This window comes from Billgrantia sp. Q4P2 (assembly GCF_052806135.1).
In genome coordinates this window covers 102,095-119,341 of sequence record NZ_JBRBAI010000004.1, presented here as the reverse complement: position 1 = coordinate 119,341, position 17,247 = coordinate 102,095, and the positions used below count along the sequence as shown (strand labels likewise).

Sequence of the window (17,247 nt, the reverse complement as noted above, 5' to 3'; positions counted from 1 at the left end):
GCGGTCGGGGGAAACGAGAGGCTTAGCCGCCTACCAGCTGCAGGTGCGGTGCGCTGCGGCCCAGGTTCTCCTGCATCCGCTCGCTGTACCAGTCGATGAAGTCGATCACGCCGAACTCGTAGGTCTCCGAGTAGGGGCCCGGCTGATAGGCCTTGGAGTTGATGCCGCGCTGGTTCTCCTCGGCCAGGCGCTTGTCCTGGGCGTTGGTGGCGTCCCAAACCCGGCGCATTTCATCGGGGTTATAGTCGACGCCCTCCACGGCATCCTTGTGCACCAGCCACTTGGTGGTCACCAGCGTCTCCTGCGGACCCAGCGGCAGCACGCGGAACACGATGGAGTGATCGCCCATGAAGTGGTTCCAGGAGTTGGGCAGGTGCAGGATGCGCAGCGAGCCCATGTCGGGGCTGGTCAGCCGACCCATCAGCTTGCGGCAGGCAGGCTTGCCGTCCATGGTCATGGAGACCACGCCATTCAGCAGCGGTGTGCGGGTCAGCCGGTTGCGCTTGCCAAAGCGCTTGAGCTGCCAGGGCACCTGCTGCTCATCCCAGTCGGCCTGTTTCTTCGCTACCAGCGCCTTGTAGGCCGGTGTGGCGCGGGGGTCGTCGGTGTCGTCGAACTCCTGCAGCGAGTTGAGCAGCTCCGGGTGGGAGCCGTTGCAGTGGTAGCACTCGCGGTTGTTCTCGATCACCAGCTTCCAGTTGGCCTGCTCGACGATGCTCGACTCCACGGCGACCTTGACGTTGTCCATCTCGTAGGGCTCGAGGTAGTGCTCCAGGGTGACCAGGAAGTCATCGATGGCCGGCGGTTGTTCAGCCAGGCTGATGAAAATGAAGCCACCACCGGTGCGTACGTGGACCGGCTTGAGGCCGTAGGCGCCAAGGTCGAAGTTCTCGCCCATGTCGCTGCCGGCGAACAGCAGGCGACCGTCGAGCTCGTAGGTCCACTGGTGGTAGGGGCAGACCAGCTTGGCGACCTTGCCCTTGTCGCTGACGCATAGCCGCGAACCGCGGTGGCGGCAGACATTATGAAAGGCATGGATCGTGCCGCCGTCGCCGCGCACCAGGATGATCGGGTTGTCGCCGACCTGCAGGGTCATGTAATTGCCCTTGGCGGGAATCTCGCAGGTCATGCCGGCGAACAGCCACTCCTTGCCGAAGATCTCCTGCATGTCCAGGGCGAACAGGCGGGCATCGTTGTAGAAGGGCTGGGGCAGCGAGAAGTTGCGCGTGCGCTCGGCAAGCATCTTGGCGGTTGCCTGACGCGCCGGATCCAGGGGGTCGTCCAGGGGGGCCGGGGAGAGTGTGTCCATGGAAACTTCCTCATTACTGGCCGCGTCTGCGGCATCGGTCGGATTGTTGGTGTTGATGTCGTCAGGGATTCGGCGTCGTCATTGTGTGGGTGCCGGGGTACGAATACGGCGAGTGTGGATCAGCCGCCGGGCGCCCAGTTGTCTGCCGGCGACAAACATGAGTGCAGGCGCGACGCGTGGAGGAAGAAAAGAGACGCCCGGTGGGAGTCATGGGCATGCCCGTGTCGCAGTCAGGCAAGTCGAAGCCTTGCTGCCTGGCGCAAAATTCGTTCAACGGCAGGCGGTGTTCCGCAGTCGGAGCCTTCCACGCTGATCAATGCCAGGCGACTCGACATGACCATGAACTTTCTCAACCCCGTCACGACCCAGACCTGGACCAACGGCCGCCACCTGGTGCGCTGCGTCAAGGTGATCCAGGAAACCTGGGACGTTCGTACCTTCTGCTTCATGGCCGAGCAGCCGGTGCTGTACTTCTTCAAGCCGGGGCAGTTCGTGACCCTGGAGCTGGAGATCGATGGCGAGCCGATCATGCGCTCCTACACGATCTCCAGTTCGCCATCGGTTCCCTACAGCTTCTCGATCACCGTCAAGCGGGTGCCCGGCGGCAAGGTTTCCAACTGGCTCCACGATAACCTCAAGTCGGGTGACGAGCTGGCGGTGCACGGCCCGGTAGGCAACTTCAACGCCATCGACTACCCGGCGGAGAAGATCCTGATGCTCTCCGGCGGCGTGGGCATTACCCCCTTGATGTCCATGGTGCGCTGGTACTTCGATACCAATGCCGCCGTGAACATCGAGTTCGTGCACAGCGCGCGCACCCCCAAGGACATCATCTATCACCGCGAGCTGGAGCACATCTTCTCGCGCATTCCCGAGTTCAAGCTGCATATCGTCTGCGAGCGCAGCGACGAGATGGGTGAGGCCTGGGCCGGCTACCGGGGGTATCTGACCCAGCAGATGCTGGAGCTGATGGCCCCCGACTTCCTGGAGCGGGAGATCTTCTGCTGCGGCCCTACGCCCTACATGAATGCCGTCAAGCATCTCCTCAAGGACAACGGCTTCGACATGAGCCGCTACCATGAGGAGTCCTTCGGTGCCACGCCGCTCGATGTGAAGGAAGAGGCGCTCGAACTCGCCGAGATCGCCGGCGCCGAGGAGCCGGATCTCGCCGAAGCGTTGGAGGTGGAGTTCAGCGCCAGCGGCAAGAGCGTGCGCATCCAGCCGGGCGAGACGGTGCACGCCGCCGCAGCCAAGCTGGGCCTGCATATTCCCAAGGCCTGCGGCATGGGTATCTGCGGCACCTGCCGGGTACCGCTGGCCTCCGGCCAGGTGGACATGGAGCACAACGGCGGCATTACCGACGAGGATATCGCCGAGGGCTACATTCTCTCGTGCTGCAGCAAGCCGCTCGGCAACGTGGTGGTCGAGTTCTGATGCCTGACCGGGACTCAGCCCCGCTGGGTTTCGTCGAACAGCTCTCCGACGCTGCATACCTCGCCGCAGCGATTCGGTGAGTAGCCGGGCAGCTCGCTGACGGCTTGCAGGAACGGCTCGCTGCGGATCATCTCGAGCAGGCGCTTGACGCTGGGGTCGGTGAGGCTCCGGCGCTGGCATACCAGTAGGTAGTGCTCATGGGCCAGCGGCAGGAAGGCCAGGCCGAACTGATGGGCGGCGGCCTCGACGCCGAAGCCGACATCGGCCATACCGGCGGCGATGTAGGCGGCCACGGCGGAGTGGGTGTACTCCTCGAGTTCGAAGCCCGGGATGCGCTGGGACGAGAGTCCGGCGTCGCGCAGCAGGATATCGAGCAGCGCCCGGGTACCCGACTCCTTCTGGCGGTTGATGAAGCGCACGTCACCGCGTGACAGGTCGGCCAGGCCGGCGATGCCCTTGGGGTTGCCCGGCCTCACCATGAGCCCCTGGCAACGGGTGATGAAACGAATGATGCAGTGGCTGCGCGGCCGTAGCTGGCGACGGTAGCCTTGCATTAGTGGGCCGCGGGTCGCCGAGGTCGGCATGTGGTAGCCGGCCACGTCGCAGGCGCCGCGGTTGAGCGCGGCAAGCGCCTCCTGGGGGCTGCAGTACTGCAGGTCGAGCTGGAAGTCGCTGGCGAACCGGGGCAGCAGCGCCACTGCATAGCCGTGGCTGGCATGCATGCGCAGCACCGGTTCGACGCCCTCGAACAGCTGTTGCAGCTCGAGATTGAGCTCCGAGCCCAGGCTCTCGAGCTGCGGGCCGAGCCGGGCGGACACCCGCTGGCGAGCCCACAGCAGCTTGTCGCCCAGCGGCGAGAGCCGTGCGCCGCGCCCCTTTTGCATTTCCACCAGCGTGGCGCCGAAGAAGTCTGCCCACTTGTTGAGCAGATTCCAGGCGTGGCGGTAGGAGATGCCTGCCTCGGCGGCAGCCTCGGTCAGTTTGCCGCTGCGATGGATGCCCTGAAGCAGCCCGAACAGCTGTGGATCCAGGCGGTTACCCGCCTCGTCGGTGAAGGACCAGGCCGGCTCGATTCGAATGCGTTTCATATGCTGTGTTTTTCATATTTCGAAACGGGAGCAGTGCTGCTACTTTCACAAGTACGTACAAGTACGCACGAGTAAGTGATACTACAGGCACTCTATCCAATATATGCACTGTAGTACATAACCAGACCGTAACCAGCAGCTTCGAACGTACCGGCGCAAGCAAGCGCGCCATACGTTCGCTTCGAGGCCAGGCCATGCTCAACAGCACCTTCCAACCGTGGACCCCCCAACTGGTTCGGGACGAGATCGACGCCCTGAAGCACAAACCCGGGGCTCTGCTTCCCATCCTGCATGCGATCCAGGACCGCTGCGGCTACGTGCCGCGCGAGGCGGTACCGATCATCGCCGAATCGCTGCAGCTGACCCGTGCCGAGGTGCACGGCGTGATCAGCTTCTATCACCACTTCCGCAGCGTGCCACCGGGGCGCCATGTGCTGCAGATCTGCCGCGCCGAGGCATGCCAGGCGCGCGGCGCGCGGATGCTGGAGAGTTACGCACGGGAGACGCTCGGCATCGACTACCACCAGACCACCGCCGACCGCGAGATCACCCTGGAGCCGGTCTACTGCCTGGGCAACTGTGCCTGCGGCCCGTCGGTGCGCATCGGCGACCGCATCCACGGCCGGGTCACGCCCGAAAAGCTCGATCTTCTGGTCGACGAGATGACTACCCAAGTGCTGGAGGTGAGCTGATGGGCATCAGGATCTTCGTTCCCCGCGAAACCACGGCGCTCGCGCTCGGTGCCGACGAGGTTGCCGCACGCATCGAGGCGGAGGCGGCCGCTCGTGGCGCCGAGATCGAGCTGGTACGCAACGGCTCGCGCGGGTTGTTCTGGCTGGAGCCGCTGGTCGAGGTCGAGACCGCTGGCGGACGCATCGCCTATGGGCCGGTGGAACCTGGCGACGTGTCCGGCCTGTTCGACGCCGGCCTGCTCGAAGGCGACGAGGCATCGTCGCTTTGCCAGGGGCCGGCCGAGTCGATTCCCTACCTGCAGGCCCAGCAGCGCCTGACCTTCTCGCGCATCGGCGTCACCGATCCGCTCTCCATCGACGATTACCGCGCTCATGACGGTTTCCGTGGCCTGGAGCAGGCGCTTTCGCTCTCGCCCCAGGCCATCGTCGATGAGGTCAAGACCTCCGGTTTGCGTGGTCGCGGTGGGGCGGCGTTTCCCACCGGCATCAAGTGGCAGACCGTGCTCGATGCTCCTGCCGAACAGAAGTACATCGTCTGCAATGCCGATGAGGGCGACTCCGGTACCTTCGCCGATCGCCTGGTCATGGAGTGCGATCCTTACCTGTTGATCGAGGGCATGGCCATCGCCGGTCTCGCCGTGGGTGCCACCCAAGGCTACGTCTACCTGCGTTCGGAATACCCATTGGCCCACGAAATCTTCGATGAGGCGATTGCCCGCGCCGAGGCCGCCGGCTATCTCGGCGCCGATATCCTCGGCAGCGGGCGGCGCTTCGATCTCGAGGTGCGACTCGGTGCCGGCGCCTACATCTGCGGCGAGGAAACCTCGCTGCTCGAGAGCCTCGAGGGCAAACGCGGCATGGTGCGCTTCAAGCCGCCGCTGCCGGCGCTCGAGGGGCTGTTCGGCCAGCCCACCGTGGTCAACAACGTGCTGTCGCTGGCCGCGGTGCCCTTCATCCTCAGCCGCGGCGGGCAAGCCTATGCCGACTACGGCATGGGCCGCTCGCGGGGCACCCTGGCGCTGCAGCTGGCCGGCAACGTCAAGCGCGGCGGGCTGGTGGAACTCGCCTTCGGTACCACCCTGCGCAAGCTGATGGAGGATTTCGGTGGCGGTACCTTCAACGGACGGCCGCTGCGCGCGGTACAGGTAGGCGGTCCGCTGTGTGCCTACCTGCCCGAAAGCCAGTGGGACCTGCCGCTCGACTACGAGGCCTTCGCCGCAGTGGGTGCGGGGGTCGGCCACGGCGGTGTGGTGATGTTCGACGACACGGTGGACATGGCCGAGCAGGCACGCTTCGCCATGGAGTTCTGCACGGTGGAGTCCTGCGGCAAGTGCACCCCCTGCCGCATCGGCGCGGTGCGCGGCGTCGAGGTGATCGATCGCATCCGCGCGGGCGACAACCGCGAGGCCAATCTCGAGCTGCTCGCCGACCTGTGCGAGACCATGGTGGACGGCTCCCTCTGTGCGATGGGCGGCATGACGCCCTTCCCCGTGCAGAGCGTGATGAAACACTTTCCCGAAGACCTGCAGCGCGACGCGCAGCAGCGTTGAGCGGGAGGAGGTACGACATGTTGCACTATTACGACCCCAAGCACGTTTCACCGGAGCGCGACTACGGTACCCCGGCGCGGCTCTCCGAGACGCTCGTCACCCTCGAGATCGACGGCACCGAGATCACCGTGCCCGAGGGCACCTCGGTGCTGCGCGCCGCGGCACTCGCCGACATCAACATTCCCAAGCTGTGCGCCTCGGACAACCTCGAGGCGTTCGGTTCCTGCCGCCTGTGTGCAGTGCAGATCGAAGGCAGGCGCGGGTTGCCGGCCTCTTGCACTACGCCGGTCGAGGCCGGCATGCAGGTCACCACGCAGAACGCGCGGCTGGCCAAGCTGCGGCGCAACGTGATGGAACTCTACATCTCCGATCACCCGCTGGATTGCCTGACCTGCCCGGCCAACGGCGACTGCGAGCTGCAGGACATGGCCGGTGCGGTGGGCCTGCGTGAGGTGCGCTACGGCTTCGATGGCGACAACCACCTGGCGGCCGAGACCGACGACTCCAACCCCTACTTCAGCTTCGACCCCAGCAAGTGCATCGTCTGCTCGCGCTGCGTGCGCGCCTGCGAGGAGGTGCAGGGCACCTTCGCCCTGACCATCGAGGGGCGCGGCTTCGAGTCCAAGGTCGCCGCCGGGCAGAGCGAGGCGTTCATGGATTCCGAATGCGTCTCCTGCGGTGCCTGCGTGCAGGCCTGTCCGACCTCGACGCTGATGGAAAAATCGGTGATCGAGCAGGGCCAGCCGGAACACAGCGTGGTCACCACCTGCGCCTATTGCGGCGTTGGTTGCTCGTTCAAGGCCGAGATGCAGGGCGATCGGGTGGTGCGCATGGTGCCGTACAAGGGCGGCGACGCCAACCACGGCCACTCCTGCGTCAAGGGCCGCTTCGCCTTCGGCTACGCCACCCATCCGGACCGGCTCAAGACGCCGATGATCCGCGAGTCGATCGACCAGCCCTGGCGCGAGGTGGGCTGGGAAGAGGCGATCGCCTTCGCCGCCGAGCGGCTCAAGGCGATCCAGGCGAAATACGGCCGCGAGAGCGTCGGCGGCATCACCTCGTCGCGCTGCACCAACGAGGAGACCTACCTGGTGCAGAAGCTGGTGCGTGCGGCATTCGGCAACAACAACACCGATACCTGCGCCCGGGTGTGTCATTCGCCCACGGGCTTCGGCCTCAAGGCGACCCTGGGCGAGTCCGCCGGCACCCAGACCTTCGATTCGGTGATGAAGGCCGATGCCATCGTGGTCATCGGCGCCAACCCCACCGACGCCCACCCGGTGTTCGCCTCGCAGATGCGTCGTCGCCTGCGTCAGGGCGCCGAGCTGATCGTCGTCGACCCGCGTCGCATCGACCTGCTCAAGACGCCGCATCATCACGGTGCCCAGCATCTTGCCCTGCGCCCCGGCACCAACGTGGCAATGGTCAACGCCCTGGCCCACGTGGTGATCAGCGAGGGGCTGGAAGACCGTGAGTTCATCGCCAAGCGCTGCGATGAGTCGGGTTACCTGGCCTGGCGCGAGTTCATTCTCGACGAGCGTCACTCGCCCGAGAACGTCGAGGCGATTACCGGCGTGCCCGCCGAGCAGGTGCGCCGTGCCGCGCGCACCTACGCCAACGCAGCCAATGGCGCGATCTACTACGGTCTCGGCGTCACCGAGCACAGCCAGGGCTCGAGCATGGTGATGGGTATCGCCAACCTGGCGCTGGCCACCGGCAACATCGGCCGCGAGGGCGTGGGCGTCAACCCGTTGCGCGGGCAGAACAACGTCCAGGGCTCCTGCGACATGGGCTCTTTCCCCCACGAGCTGCCGGGCTATCAGCACGTCGGCGACCTCGCCGTGCGCGAACGCTTCGAGGCGGCCTGGGGCGTGGCCATCGACGACGAGCCGGGGCTGCGCATCCCCAATATGTTCGATGCCGCCGTTGCCGGCGACTTCAAGGCGCTCTACGTGCAGGGCGAGGACATCGCCCAGTCCGATCCCAATACCCAGCACGTGGAGCAGGCGCTGCGCTCGCTGGAGTGCCTGATCGTGCAGGACATCTTCCTCAACGAGACGGCCAAGTTCGCCCATGTGCTGCTGCCGGGCTCCTCCTTCCTGGAGAAGGACGGCACCTTCACCAACGCCGAGCGGCGCATCAACCGGGTGCGCAAGGTGATGCCGCCGCTGGCCGGCAAGCAGGACTGGGAAGTGACCGTGGACCTGTCCAATGCGCTGGGCTACCCCATGCACTACGACCACCCGGCGCAGATCATGGACGAGATCGCCAGCCTCACGCCGAGCTTTACCGGCGTCAGCTACGCGCGGCTCGACGAACTGGGCAGCATCCAGTGGCCGTGCAACGAGGAGCACCCGGAAGGCATGCCGACCATGCACATCGAGGACTTCCCCATCGGCCTCGGTCAGTTCGCCATCACCGACTACATCGCCAGCGAAGAGCGCTCCAACCGCCGCTTCCCGCTGCTGCTCACCACCGGGCGCATCCTCTCCCAGTACAACGTCGGCGCCCAGACCCGGCGCACCGACAACCAGGCCTGGCACGACGAGGACGTGCTCGAGCTGCACCCCGCCGACGCCGAGCTGCGCGGTGTGCGCGAGGGCGACTGGGTCGGCATCACCAGCCGCGCCGGCCAGACGGTACTGCGCGCCCGGATCAGCGACCGCATGCCGCCGGGGGTGGTCTACACTACCTTCCACCACCCGGGCAGCGGAGCCAACGTGATTACCACCGACAGCTCCGACTGGGCGACCAACTGTCCGGAGTACAAGGTGACCGCCGTGCAGGTCGAGAAGGTCAGCCAGCCGTCTGCCTGGCAGCGTCAGTTCCAGAGCTTCGACCGGCTGCAGCTCGAGCTGCTGCGCGGTGGCAAGGGCGAAGCGGGCACGAGCAGGCCCTCTGCGGAGCGTGCGAATGAGTGACGACCACAGCCGCTGCCTGGCCCCGGTGGATGTGCGCCGGGGAGGTGGCGGCGCCGAGCGGTTGGAGGACAGCATCGCGGTTGAGACCCCGGTGGCGCTGGTCTACAACGGCATTTCCCATGCCGTGATGATGGCCACGCCCGCCGACCTGGAGGACTTCGCCCTCGGCTTCAGCTTTACCGAGGGGATCCTCGAGGCGCCCGAGGAGCTCTACGGTATCGAGGTGCGGGCGGAGGTCGCCGGCATTGCCGTGCACCTCGATATCGCTGCCCAGCGCTTCATGGAACTCAAGCAGCGTCGCCGTAGCCTGGCCGGACGCACCGGCTGCGGCCTGTGCGGTACCGAGTCGCTGGAACAGGCGATCCGTCCGGTCCCCCGGGTCGAAGATGCGCCCGTGGTGGCTGACGGCGCCATTCAGCATGCCCTGGAGGCGCTGCGCTGGCACCAGCCGCTGCAGCGCGAGACCGGCGCCACCCACGGCGCCGCCTGGTGCGACCTCGACGGGCAGGTGCAGCTGGCGCGCGAGGACGTCGGCCGCCATAACGCCCTGGACAAGTTGATCGGCGCCATGCTGCAGCGTCGTTGCGATCCGCGTCACGGCTTCGTGCTGGTCTCCAGCCGGGCCAGCTACGAGATGGTGCAGAAGTGTGCCAGTGCCGGCATCGGCTGCCTGGTTGCGGTATCGGCGTCCACCTCGCTTGCCATCGAGCTGGCACGCCAGGCCGGCCTGATGCTGGTCGGCTTCGCCCGCCCGGGGCGCCATGTCATCTATCATCAGCCGGCCGCCGAGACAGCGCCGGCATTCCATGCCAGCGGAGGTTGATACCGCCATGAGCCGCAGCCAGCTCGACACCTTGATCCACATGGTGAATCAGATCGCCATCAACAATGCGCATTACGGCGACGCCGCCGAGCGCATCCATACCCACCTGAAGAAGTTCTGGGCTCGCAGCATGAAGCGCCAGATCGTCGACTACCTGCAGCAGGACGGCAGCCAGCTCTCGCCCCTGGCCAGGCAGGCCATCGAGCGGCTGGCGCAAAGCCAGGGAGAGGTTCGGTCGGAGAGCGCCTGAACCGGCGGGTTCACGCTTTTCAACGATACCAGGCGCCTCCCTCTTTCGCCTTAACTCCCCTGTGCTATATTCATCCCATGCGTCTCATGGCCCGGCCGGTGGCCGTGCCGACGGGCCATGGGCCCGAGCAAAGGCCAACTTCGGAGCGCCGCATAGCGCTCTTTCAAACCCTTGCCATGCGAAGCAGCCGTCGAAGGGAATCGTGCCATGACCATCGTGGCGCGGGCCACGGCAGGCCTCATGAATAACCGATCGGCTCAAAGCCGACGCCATAACGCTACTACGCACGGGGCAGGGGCTCATGAACAGGGCATTCTTCCAGGCTGCCGCCTTGACGGCAGGCTTCTTCACGTTCGGGTCGGCGGCACAGGCCAACATTCCCGATTCTTCCCACGAACTCGATGGCATGCTGGCCGGCCAGCCAACGCTGTGGCAGGTTCTGGATGCGGTTGCCATGCCCGAGGGGCTGACGGCCGACGAGGTCTGGCTTAGCATCGATCTGCGCAACCGTCAGGTGCGAGTGCTACGCGGCGAGACCGAGATCAAGCGCATCGAGCACCTCGCCTTCGGTGCCGGCGGCGCGGCGCCGCTGCGGGCCAAGGGCAGCTCGATGACGCCGCTGGGCGAGTTCCGCGTCGACCGCATCAATCGCGCCTCGCGCTTCGGCCTGTTCTTCGGCTTCGACTATCCCAACGCCCAGGTCGCCGAGGAAGCGCTGCAAAGCGGCAAGATCACGCTGCAGGAGTATTGGTACATCGAGGAGTACCGCGCGCGTCACGGCCGCGCGCCGCACACCACCTCGCTGGGCGGATTGATCGGCATCCACGGCCTGGGGCAGGGCGACCCCGACGTGCACCGGAGTTTCGACTGGACCGAAGGCTGCGTGGCGGTCAGCAACGAGGAGATTCGTGCGCTGGACCCGTGGTTGAGGATCGGTACGCGGGTGGTGATAAAGGGCTGAGACAGGCGGGAGCTGGCGGAAGAGCGTGGGAGTCGAACCCACCAGGGACCGCTGGCAGCCCCTGCCAGATTTGAAGTCTGGCCGCCCCACCGGGGGTCGATCCTCTTCCTTGAGCGGCTTCTCGTGACAGGACCCGTGCCAGGGCCAGGTTGCCCTATTGCCACATGTCGGCGTTGCGTATTACGCGCTCGTCACCGACGCGGCGCGTGTAGCCTACCCTATCAAAGAATTCGAGAATGTGAATGGCCAGCTTGCGGCCGGTGCCGATGCGGTCGCGAAAGGCGGCGGCACGTATCCGGCCGTGTTCCTGCTGCAACGTCTGCACGATGGTGGCCATCTCGGTCACCGTTTCGGCCGTATAGAAATGATCGCGGCGTACCTGGTAGAGCCGGCCGAGGCGGGCGCAGGCGATGAGTACTTCGCGGATACGCGCTTCGTCGAGGCTTGCTTCGCCAAGGCTTTCACTTGCGGCCAGGTCGCGCACTCGCGGCGGCTGGAAGGGCGCCGTGGCGATGTGCGTCTCGAGCTGCCGCCACAGCGTTTCGTCGGCTTCGCTTAGCGTGGCGCAGTGGCCGGGCAGGGCGACGAAGGGGCCATGGGCAGCTAGAGCGCCACGCTCGATCAGCCGCTCGATCAGCTCTCGGCTTATTGCTTCGGGCAGTTGGGGGATGGTCTGTCGCGCCAACCGGCCGCGCTCGGTGCCGAGCATCGAGGGCTCGCGTTCATGATTGTCTGCCACGGTTTCGACTAGCCGGTCCTGTAACGCCGTGATGGTCTCGGCGGAGAAGGCGCGGCTCTCCTCCCGGCTCTCCAGCATCTCTCCCCCCAGTGCCGCGACCGACTCGACCAGAGCCTCCAGGGTAGCGTTGGCATTACGAGCCAGAGCACGTAGGTCGACGCCCTCGGGCCGCAGGCGCAGTCCCATCTTCAGCGCCGGGCCCAGGTCGAGCGGTGCGGTGGCGGTGCACTCGGCCAGCGCGGCCAGCCAGGCGAGCCGCTCGGGACGTCGCTGGCCGCGGCGCGGCGGGTCGCCTTCGAGCACCACGCCGCCACCCAGCGTCACGCCCGCGCCGGGGTTGCGGATCACGAAGCGGTCGCCCAGGCAGGCGTGGACTGGCTCCTCGAGCACCAGCTGGCCCAGCATGCGTGCACCGGGGGCGAGATGCTGGCCTTCCAGCAGCGATACGCGGCCGCTGTAGCGGGCTACACCCAGATGAACATGCACTGGCGACCAGTGCTTGAGCGAATGGGCAGTGTCGAGCAAGCGCAGGTCGACGTCGAAGCGCTTGAACAGGGGTGTTTCCAGGGCCTCAGCCACTACCCAGTCGCCACGGCGCACGACGTCGCGGCTGACGTCGGCGCCGGCCAGGTTGATCGCCACGCGGTCGCCTTGGCGAGCGTGGCCGCTTTCGCGATGCTGGCGGCGCAGGCTGCGCACCCGCGGCGTAATACCGGAGGGCTCCAGGCGTACTGCGTCGCCCTGCACCACGCGGCCGGCTAGCGCTGTGCCGGTCACCACCAGCCCGGCGCCGCTCTTGGTGAAGACACGATCGACGATGAGTCGAAAGCCCCCCTGAACAGGCGCATCGCGCTGCCTGGAGGCCAGGGTCCAGAGGTGGTCGCGCAGGGTTTCCACGCCTTCACCCGTTTGGTTCGACACCTCATGAACGGGGGCGCCGGCCAGCGGCGTGCCGGCCAGCAGAGCATGGATCTCCTCGCGTACCTGGTACCTGCGTGCGGCGTCGACCCGGTCGATCTTGGTCATGGCCACCAGGCCGTGGTCGAGCCCCAGCAGGGTAAGGATCTGGAGGTGTTCGAGCGTCTGCGGCATCACGCCGTCGTCGGCGGCTACCACCAGCAGCACCGTATCGACGCCGGCACTGCCCGCCACCATATGGTGCAGGAAGCGCACGTGGCCGGGCACGTCGACGAAGCCGAGCTCGAGGCCCGCAGCCACCTCGGGGTAGGCGAAACCGGGCTCGATGGTGAGCCCGCGCGCCTTCTCCTCCTTCAGCCGGTCGGTGTCGATACCGGTGAGCCGGTGGATCAGGGCGGTCTTGCCGTGGTCGACGTGGCCGGCGGTACCGACGATCACGGCTGCTCTCCCTCGTCCTGCCGCGTGGCGGCGTGGTAGAGGCCGGGCAGCTCAGCGAGCTGATCGAGGAAGGCCGCTTCATCGGAAGCCTCGGCCAGGCAGCGCAGGTCGAGCTGCAATGCGCCGTCACCGATTCGCCCGATCACCGGGCGCGGCAGTTGACGCAGGGCGGCCTCCAGGCGGCGCAGCTCACGCTCGCGCTGGCGTCGTTGCCCGGCCTGGGAGCGCCATACCAGCGCCCGGCTGGGCAGGCGGTCCACCGGCAGCGAACCGCTGCCGAGCTGGCTGGCGCAGGGCGTCAGCGTCACCTCGAAGTCGGCCAGCAGTTCACGCACACGGGGCAGCAGACGCTCGCCGGTGGCGGCGATCTCCGCCTCGGGCCGGGCCAGCAGCGCCAGGGTGGGGATGTCGCGCTCGGGGGTGTCGCTGTCGCGGTAGAGGCGCAGGGTTGCCTCCAGGGCGGCCAGGGTCAGCTTGTCCAGGCGCAGGGCGCGCTTGAGCGGGTGACGCTTGATGGTGGTGATGGCTTCACGGCGACCAACGATGATGCCGGCCTGGGGGCCGCCCAAGAGCTTGTCGCCGCTGAAGGTGACCACGTCGGCACCGGCAGCGATGGCATCGCCCGGCTGCGCCTCGTAGGGCAGGCCGAGGGCGGCGAAGTCGGTCAATGCGCCGCTGCCCAGGTCGACCAGCAAGGGAAGGTCATGGGCGTGGGCGATCTCGGCCAGCTGTGCCTCCGGCACGCTCGCGGTGAAGCCGGTGATGGCGTAATTGGAGGTGTGTGCCTTGACGATAAGCCCGGCGTGCTCACCGATGGCATTCTCGAAATCATGCGGGTGAGTGCGGTTGGTGGCGCCGACTTCGCGTAGCCGGCAGCCGGCAGCCGGCGGCCTGCATGATGTCCGGCATGCGGAAGGCTCCGCCGATCTCGATCAGCTCGCCGCGGGAGATCAAGGCCTCACGGCCGGCACCCAGTGCGCCCAGGGCCAGCAGCACGGCGGCGGCGTTGTTGTTGACTACGGTGGCCGCCTCGGCGCCGGTCAGCTCGCATAGCAGGTCCTCGACCAGGCGGTCCCGGTCGCCGCGTCTGCCGCTGTCGAGCTCGTACTCCAGCGCCACCGGCTGCCTTGCGGCTTCCGCCATGGCTTCGATGGCCGCTTCGGCGAGCGTGGAGCGCCCGAGGTTGGTGTGGATCACCGTGCCGGTGAGATTGAATACCGTGCGACTGGCGGGGCGCGCCAGTTCGGCCATCCGCGCCACGGTACGCTCGGCCAGGGTCTCGGCGCTGGGTACGGTGGTTGCGGCGCGTGCCAGGTGGTCGCGCGTCTGATCGAGGATTTCGCGCACGGCGCGACGGGTGAGGCGATGACCGAATCGCTGGCGAGCCGCTTGCACGGTGGGATGAGCCAGCAGTGTGTCCACCGCGGGCAGGCTGCGTCGAACGTCCATTGTCGTCTTCATGTCCGTGCCGGAATCGGGGATCCCCTATGGCATAGCATGTCGGGCCGGGGCGCGTCCAACGGGTGGCGTCAGCCCTCGACGATCAGCAGCGGGTTGAAGCCGCTGCGGCGGTAGTCGTCCTCTTCGCCGAGCAGCAGGTCGAGCGTCAGGCTGGCCAGGTCGTCGGCCAGCGGCTCGACGTCGGCATCCAGGGCGCGTGGAAAGAGCTTGAGGTAGCTGGCGCAGTCGCCGCAGGCCTCGGCCTGGGCCACCGAGACGCTCTCTTCGTCGCCATCCCCAGCTTCAGGTGCCAGACTGAGGTAGTCGAGCTTGCCGCTCTGCTCGCACACGCTGCAGATGGAGCGCTCCAGGTACCACTGGGTGGCACACAGGCCGCACTGCAGGTAGCGTACCCCGCTACTCTGCGGGTCGGTCTCGATCACGCTGGCCACCGGCGGCGAACCGCAGCTGGGACACAGCGTGCGCACTTCGCCGCTGGGCCGCCCCGGGGCCTGGGGCAAAGTGTGTACCAGGCGCAGCCAGGCCACCTGCAGGGCGGCGGCCACCAGTGGCATCAGGCCGCGTGTCCGCGCCTCGCCGGCCTCGCCCGCCAGCACCTGGCGGGCCAACTGCCTGAGCGATTTCTCCGGCAGATCGCGCAGGGCGGCGAGCAGCGGGCGCTGGGCCTCGCCGACGTGCAGCTCCAACGCACCGAGCAGGGCCTCGAGCTCGCTGGGCAGGTCGATGTCGTCCTGCAGTGCCTGCACGTTGAGCGGCGGCATGCCGTGCTCGAGGGCCAGGGCGAAGGCCTCCGGCTCGGGCTGCCAGCCCGGCCTGGCCCGCTCCAGGGCGGCCTGCTGGGCCGTGGCCAGTTGGGCCATGAAGGTGAGGAACTCACCCAGCGGCTCGTTCTGCTCGGCGAGTGCCTGCAGGCGCCGGGCGCGGCGGGCGAAGTGGTCTTCGGCGGGCAGCCGGACCTCGGGCGGATGCATGACCCCCGTGGGGGCGTTGCCGAAAGGGTGTGTCACGGCGTCTCCTGTCCGCTGTGGTCATGGCGACGGCTGATCTCGCGCTGCTTGCGCTCTTTCTTCATCTCCTCCTCGTACCACAGGTCGTGGTGGTGGCGTGCCCAGGCCTTGCTGACCCGGCCGCGAATCATGGCCTGGAACGAGCCCTTGACCCAGATGCCCGAGTAGATGTGGATGATCAGGGTAATGATGGCGAGAAAGGCGAGGTAGGCATGACCCATCGAGGCCAGCCGGCGCAGGGTGATGGGCATCGCCTCGCCGACCAGGGGCTGCCAGATCATCACGCCGCTGATCAGCAGCAGGACGATGCAACCCAGCATGATCCAGTACACCAGCTTCTGCCCGGCGTTGTTCTTGCCCACCGGCGGCAGCTTCTCGTCGCGGTTGGCCAAGACGTCGTTGATCTGCTTGAGCCACTGGATGTCATGGCGGCGTATCAGGCTCTCCTTGAAGAAGCGAATCGCCATGATCACGAATATCAGCGCCATGAACAGGCCGATCCAGGGGTGCAGGATGCGGGTCATGGTCGGCCCGCCGAACAGTCCCGTCAGCGACCAGAAGAAGGGGTGGAAGAACGGCAGCCCGCTGAGTACCAAGAGCACGAAGCTGATCGCCACCAGCCAGTGAGTGAGGCGCTCTCCCAGGCTGTAGCGCCGCAGATGCGGGTCGGATTTGGCAAGGCTCATGGCCGTCCCTCACTTTTGATCTGCTCTTCTCCGGCCTCCCGCTCTCTCTGGCGGGCTTCGTCGTCACGCACCGCCTGCTCGTCCTCCTCGCCGTACTCCTTGGGCCCGGCGGTGACGTAGTGGAAAAAGCCGGTCAGGGCGGCCAGGCCGATCGCCGCCGAGGCCAGCGGCTTGGTCACGCCCTTCCAGGCGCTGACCATGGGGCTGATGCTCGGGTCCTCCGGCAGGTCGCTGTAGATCTGCGGCTTGTCGGCATGCTGCAGCACGTAGATCACGTGGGTGCCGTCGACGCCCTCGGGGTTGTAGACGCCAGCGTTGTCGAAGCCGCGGCTCTTGAGGAAGGCGGTGCGGGTCTCGGCCAGGTCGAGCATGTCGTCGCGGGTGCCGAACATGATCGAACCGGTGGGGCATGATTTAACGCAGGCCGGCTCCAGGCCGTGGAACACCCGGTCGGAGCACAGCGTGCACTTGTACGACTTGCCGTCCTTCTCCGAGATACGCGGCACATCGAACGGGCAGCCGGTGACGCAGTAGCCGCAGCCGATGCAGTGCTCGGAGTTGAAGTCGACGATGCCGTTGGCGTACTGCACGATGGCGCCGGGGGCCGGGCACGCCTCGAGGCAGCCGGGATCGGCGCAGTGCATGCAGTTGTCCTTGCGGATCAGCCACTCGAGGTTGCCCTGCTCGTCCTCGTACTCGTCGAAGCGCATCACCTGCCAGGTGTTGGGCGAGAGGTCGAGCGGGTTGTCGTACTCGCCGACGCACTCGCCGACCTCGTCGCGCAGGTCGTTCCATTCGGCACAGGCGACCTGGCACGCCTTGCATCCGATGCAGCGCGACACGTCGATCAGCTTGGTCACGCGGTCGGTGCCGCCGGTGCGCTCCTGCGGTGAGGGCACCTGGCTCGCCGAGCGGGCGATGACGTTCTGCAGGTTGATCTGTTCGCCTCTCATGTCTGGCCTCCTTGCCC

The 17,247-nt window shown here is 66.8% G+C and carries 14 protein-coding genes, 1 tRNA gene and 1 pseudogene; 7 read left to right on the top strand and 9 right to left on the bottom strand.

What is annotated here, in order from left to right; translation table 11 throughout:
* Positions 1 to 22: 22 nt before the first annotated feature.
* The gene (locus ACUY1T_RS08450; RefSeq protein WP_446021808.1) at positions 23 to 1,309 is read right to left on the bottom strand and encodes an aromatic ring-hydroxylating oxygenase subunit alpha; all 1,287 of its coding nucleotides are present in this window, start codon (positions 1,307 to 1,309) and stop codon (positions 23 to 25) included.
* Positions 1,310 to 1,642: 333 nt separating this feature from the next.
* Between ACUY1T_RS08450 and ACUY1T_RS08445 the strand changes: the two genes are divergently transcribed.
* Positions 1,643 to 2,743, top strand: a complete 1,101-nt coding sequence (locus tag ACUY1T_RS08445; protein ID WP_446021806.1) for an FAD-binding oxidoreductase — start codon at positions 1,643 to 1,645, stop codon at positions 2,741 to 2,743.
* 14 nt (positions 2,744 to 2,757) lie between these two features.
* On the opposite strand, the gene ACUY1T_RS08440 is transcribed toward ACUY1T_RS08445, so the two are convergent.
* Complete coding sequence (locus ACUY1T_RS08440; protein WP_446021804.1) at positions 2,758 to 3,831, bottom strand: substrate-binding domain-containing protein; 1,074 nt, start codon at positions 3,829 to 3,831, stop codon at positions 2,758 to 2,760.
* 194 nt (positions 3,832 to 4,025) lie between these two features.
* Here ACUY1T_RS08440 and ACUY1T_RS08435 point away from each other — a divergent pair, with 194 nt between their 5' ends.
* The 6 genes from ACUY1T_RS08435 to ACUY1T_RS08410 all read left to right on the top strand — a co-directional run bounded on the left by ACUY1T_RS08435 (position 4,026) and on the right by ACUY1T_RS08410 (position 11,028).
* A complete protein-coding gene (locus ACUY1T_RS08435) occupies positions 4,026 to 4,523 on the top strand; it encodes a formate dehydrogenase subunit gamma (RefSeq protein ID WP_446021802.1) in 498 nt (165 codons plus the stop codon).
* The gene (locus ACUY1T_RS08430) at positions 4,523 to 6,073 is read left to right on the top strand and encodes a formate dehydrogenase beta subunit (RefSeq protein WP_446021801.1); all 1,551 of its coding nucleotides are present in this window, start codon (positions 4,523 to 4,525) and stop codon (positions 6,071 to 6,073) included. Before ACUY1T_RS08435 ends, ACUY1T_RS08430 begins: the two co-directional genes overlap by 1 nt.
* 17 nt (positions 6,074 to 6,090) lie before the next feature.
* On the top strand, positions 6,091 to 8,994 hold the full coding sequence (gene fdhF, locus ACUY1T_RS08425; RefSeq protein ID WP_446021799.1) for a formate dehydrogenase subunit alpha: 2,904 nt from the start codon (positions 6,091 to 6,093) through the stop codon (positions 8,992 to 8,994).
* Positions 8,987 to 9,817: a formate dehydrogenase accessory sulfurtransferase FdhD gene (fdhD, locus tag ACUY1T_RS08420; protein ID WP_446021798.1), complete on the top strand. Its 831-nt coding sequence runs from the start codon at positions 8,987 to 8,989 to the stop codon at positions 9,815 to 9,817. Before fdhF ends, fdhD begins: the two co-directional genes overlap by 8 nt.
* A 7-nt stretch (positions 9,818 to 9,824) precedes the next feature.
* A complete protein-coding gene (locus ACUY1T_RS08415; protein WP_446021796.1) occupies positions 9,825 to 10,067 on the top strand; it encodes a formate dehydrogenase subunit delta in 243 nt (80 codons plus the stop codon).
* 301 nt (positions 10,068 to 10,368) lie between these two features.
* Positions 10,369 to 11,028, top strand: coding sequence for a L,D-transpeptidase family protein (locus ACUY1T_RS08410; protein WP_446021794.1), 660 nt, complete (start codon positions 10,369 to 10,371; stop codon positions 11,026 to 11,028).
* Between the two features lie 13 nt (positions 11,029 to 11,041).
* Here the strand turns inward: ACUY1T_RS08410 and ACUY1T_RS08405 are convergent.
* The 7 genes and pseudogenes from ACUY1T_RS08405 to fdxH all read right to left on the bottom strand — a co-directional run bounded on the left by ACUY1T_RS08405 (position 11,042) and on the right by fdxH (position 17,230).
* Positions 11,042 to 11,137: transfer RNA gene (locus tag ACUY1T_RS08405), tRNA-Sec, on the bottom strand.
* Positions 11,138 to 11,182: 45 nt separating this feature from the next.
* Positions 11,183 to 13,123 carry a selenocysteine-specific translation elongation factor gene (selB, locus tag ACUY1T_RS08400; RefSeq protein ID WP_446021792.1) on the bottom strand — a complete coding sequence of 647 codons (1,941 nt, stop codon included), beginning with the start codon at positions 13,121 to 13,123 and terminating at the stop codon, positions 11,183 to 11,185.
* A pseudogene (selA, locus tag ACUY1T_RS08395) lies at positions 13,120 to 13,947 on the bottom strand (L-seryl-tRNA(Sec) selenium transferase); the annotation flags it as partial. The pseudogene selA and the gene selB, both read right to left, overlap by 4 nt.
* A 4-nt stretch (positions 13,948 to 13,951) precedes the next feature.
* The gene (locus ACUY1T_RS08390; protein WP_446021790.1) at positions 13,952 to 14,572 is read right to left on the bottom strand and encodes a hypothetical protein; all 621 of its coding nucleotides are present in this window, start codon (positions 14,570 to 14,572) and stop codon (positions 13,952 to 13,954) included.
* 80 nt (positions 14,573 to 14,652) lie between these two features.
* Positions 14,653 to 15,591 (bottom strand): formate dehydrogenase accessory protein FdhE, encoded by a 939-nt coding sequence (gene fdhE, locus ACUY1T_RS08385; protein ID WP_446021789.1) that lies wholly within the window; start codon positions 15,589 to 15,591, stop codon positions 14,653 to 14,655.
* Positions 15,588 to 16,277 carry a formate dehydrogenase subunit gamma gene (locus tag ACUY1T_RS08380; RefSeq protein WP_446021787.1) on the bottom strand — a complete coding sequence of 230 codons (690 nt, stop codon included), beginning with the start codon at positions 16,275 to 16,277 and terminating at the stop codon, positions 15,588 to 15,590. The genes fdhE and ACUY1T_RS08380 overlap by 4 nt, the downstream gene beginning before the upstream one ends.
* Positions 16,274 to 17,230, bottom strand: coding sequence for a formate dehydrogenase subunit beta (gene fdxH, locus ACUY1T_RS08375; protein ID WP_446021785.1), 957 nt, complete (start codon positions 17,228 to 17,230; stop codon positions 16,274 to 16,276). Before fdxH ends, ACUY1T_RS08380 begins: the two co-directional genes overlap by 4 nt.
* Between the last annotated feature and the right edge of the window lie 17 nt (positions 17,231 to 17,247).

Coding starts and splice junctions, on each gene's coding strand:
- ACUY1T_RS08450 (WP_446021808.1), bottom strand. CDS start 1,309: ATGGACACACTCTCCCCGGCCCCCCTGGACGACCCCCTGGATCCGGCG.
- ACUY1T_RS08445 (WP_446021806.1), top strand. CDS start 1,643: ATGACCATGAACTTTCTCAACCCCGTCACGACCCAGACCTGGACCAAC.
- ACUY1T_RS08440 (WP_446021804.1), bottom strand. CDS start 3,831: ATGAAACGCATTCGAATCGAGCCGGCCTGGTCCTTCACCGACGAGGCG.
- ACUY1T_RS08435 (WP_446021802.1), top strand. CDS start 4,026: ATGCTCAACAGCACCTTCCAACCGTGGACCCCCCAACTGGTTCGGGAC.
- ACUY1T_RS08430 (WP_446021801.1), top strand. CDS start 4,523: ATGGGCATCAGGATCTTCGTTCCCCGCGAAACCACGGCGCTCGCGCTC.
- fdhF (WP_446021799.1), top strand. CDS start 6,091: ATGTTGCACTATTACGACCCCAAGCACGTTTCACCGGAGCGCGACTAC.
- fdhD (WP_446021798.1), top strand. CDS start 8,987: ATGAGTGACGACCACAGCCGCTGCCTGGCCCCGGTGGATGTGCGCCGG.
- ACUY1T_RS08415 (WP_446021796.1), top strand. CDS start 9,825: ATGAGCCGCAGCCAGCTCGACACCTTGATCCACATGGTGAATCAGATC.
- ACUY1T_RS08410 (WP_446021794.1), top strand. CDS start 10,369: ATGAACAGGGCATTCTTCCAGGCTGCCGCCTTGACGGCAGGCTTCTTC.
- ACUY1T_RS08390 (WP_446021790.1), bottom strand. CDS start 14,572: ATGGACGTTCGACGCAGCCTGCCCGCGGTGGACACACTGCTGGCTCAT.
- ACUY1T_RS08380 (WP_446021787.1), bottom strand. CDS start 16,277: ATGAGCCTTGCCAAATCCGACCCGCATCTGCGGCGCTACAGCCTGGGA.
- fdxH (WP_446021785.1), bottom strand. CDS start 17,230: ATGAGAGGCGAACAGATCAACCTGCAGAACGTCATCGCCCGCTCGGCG.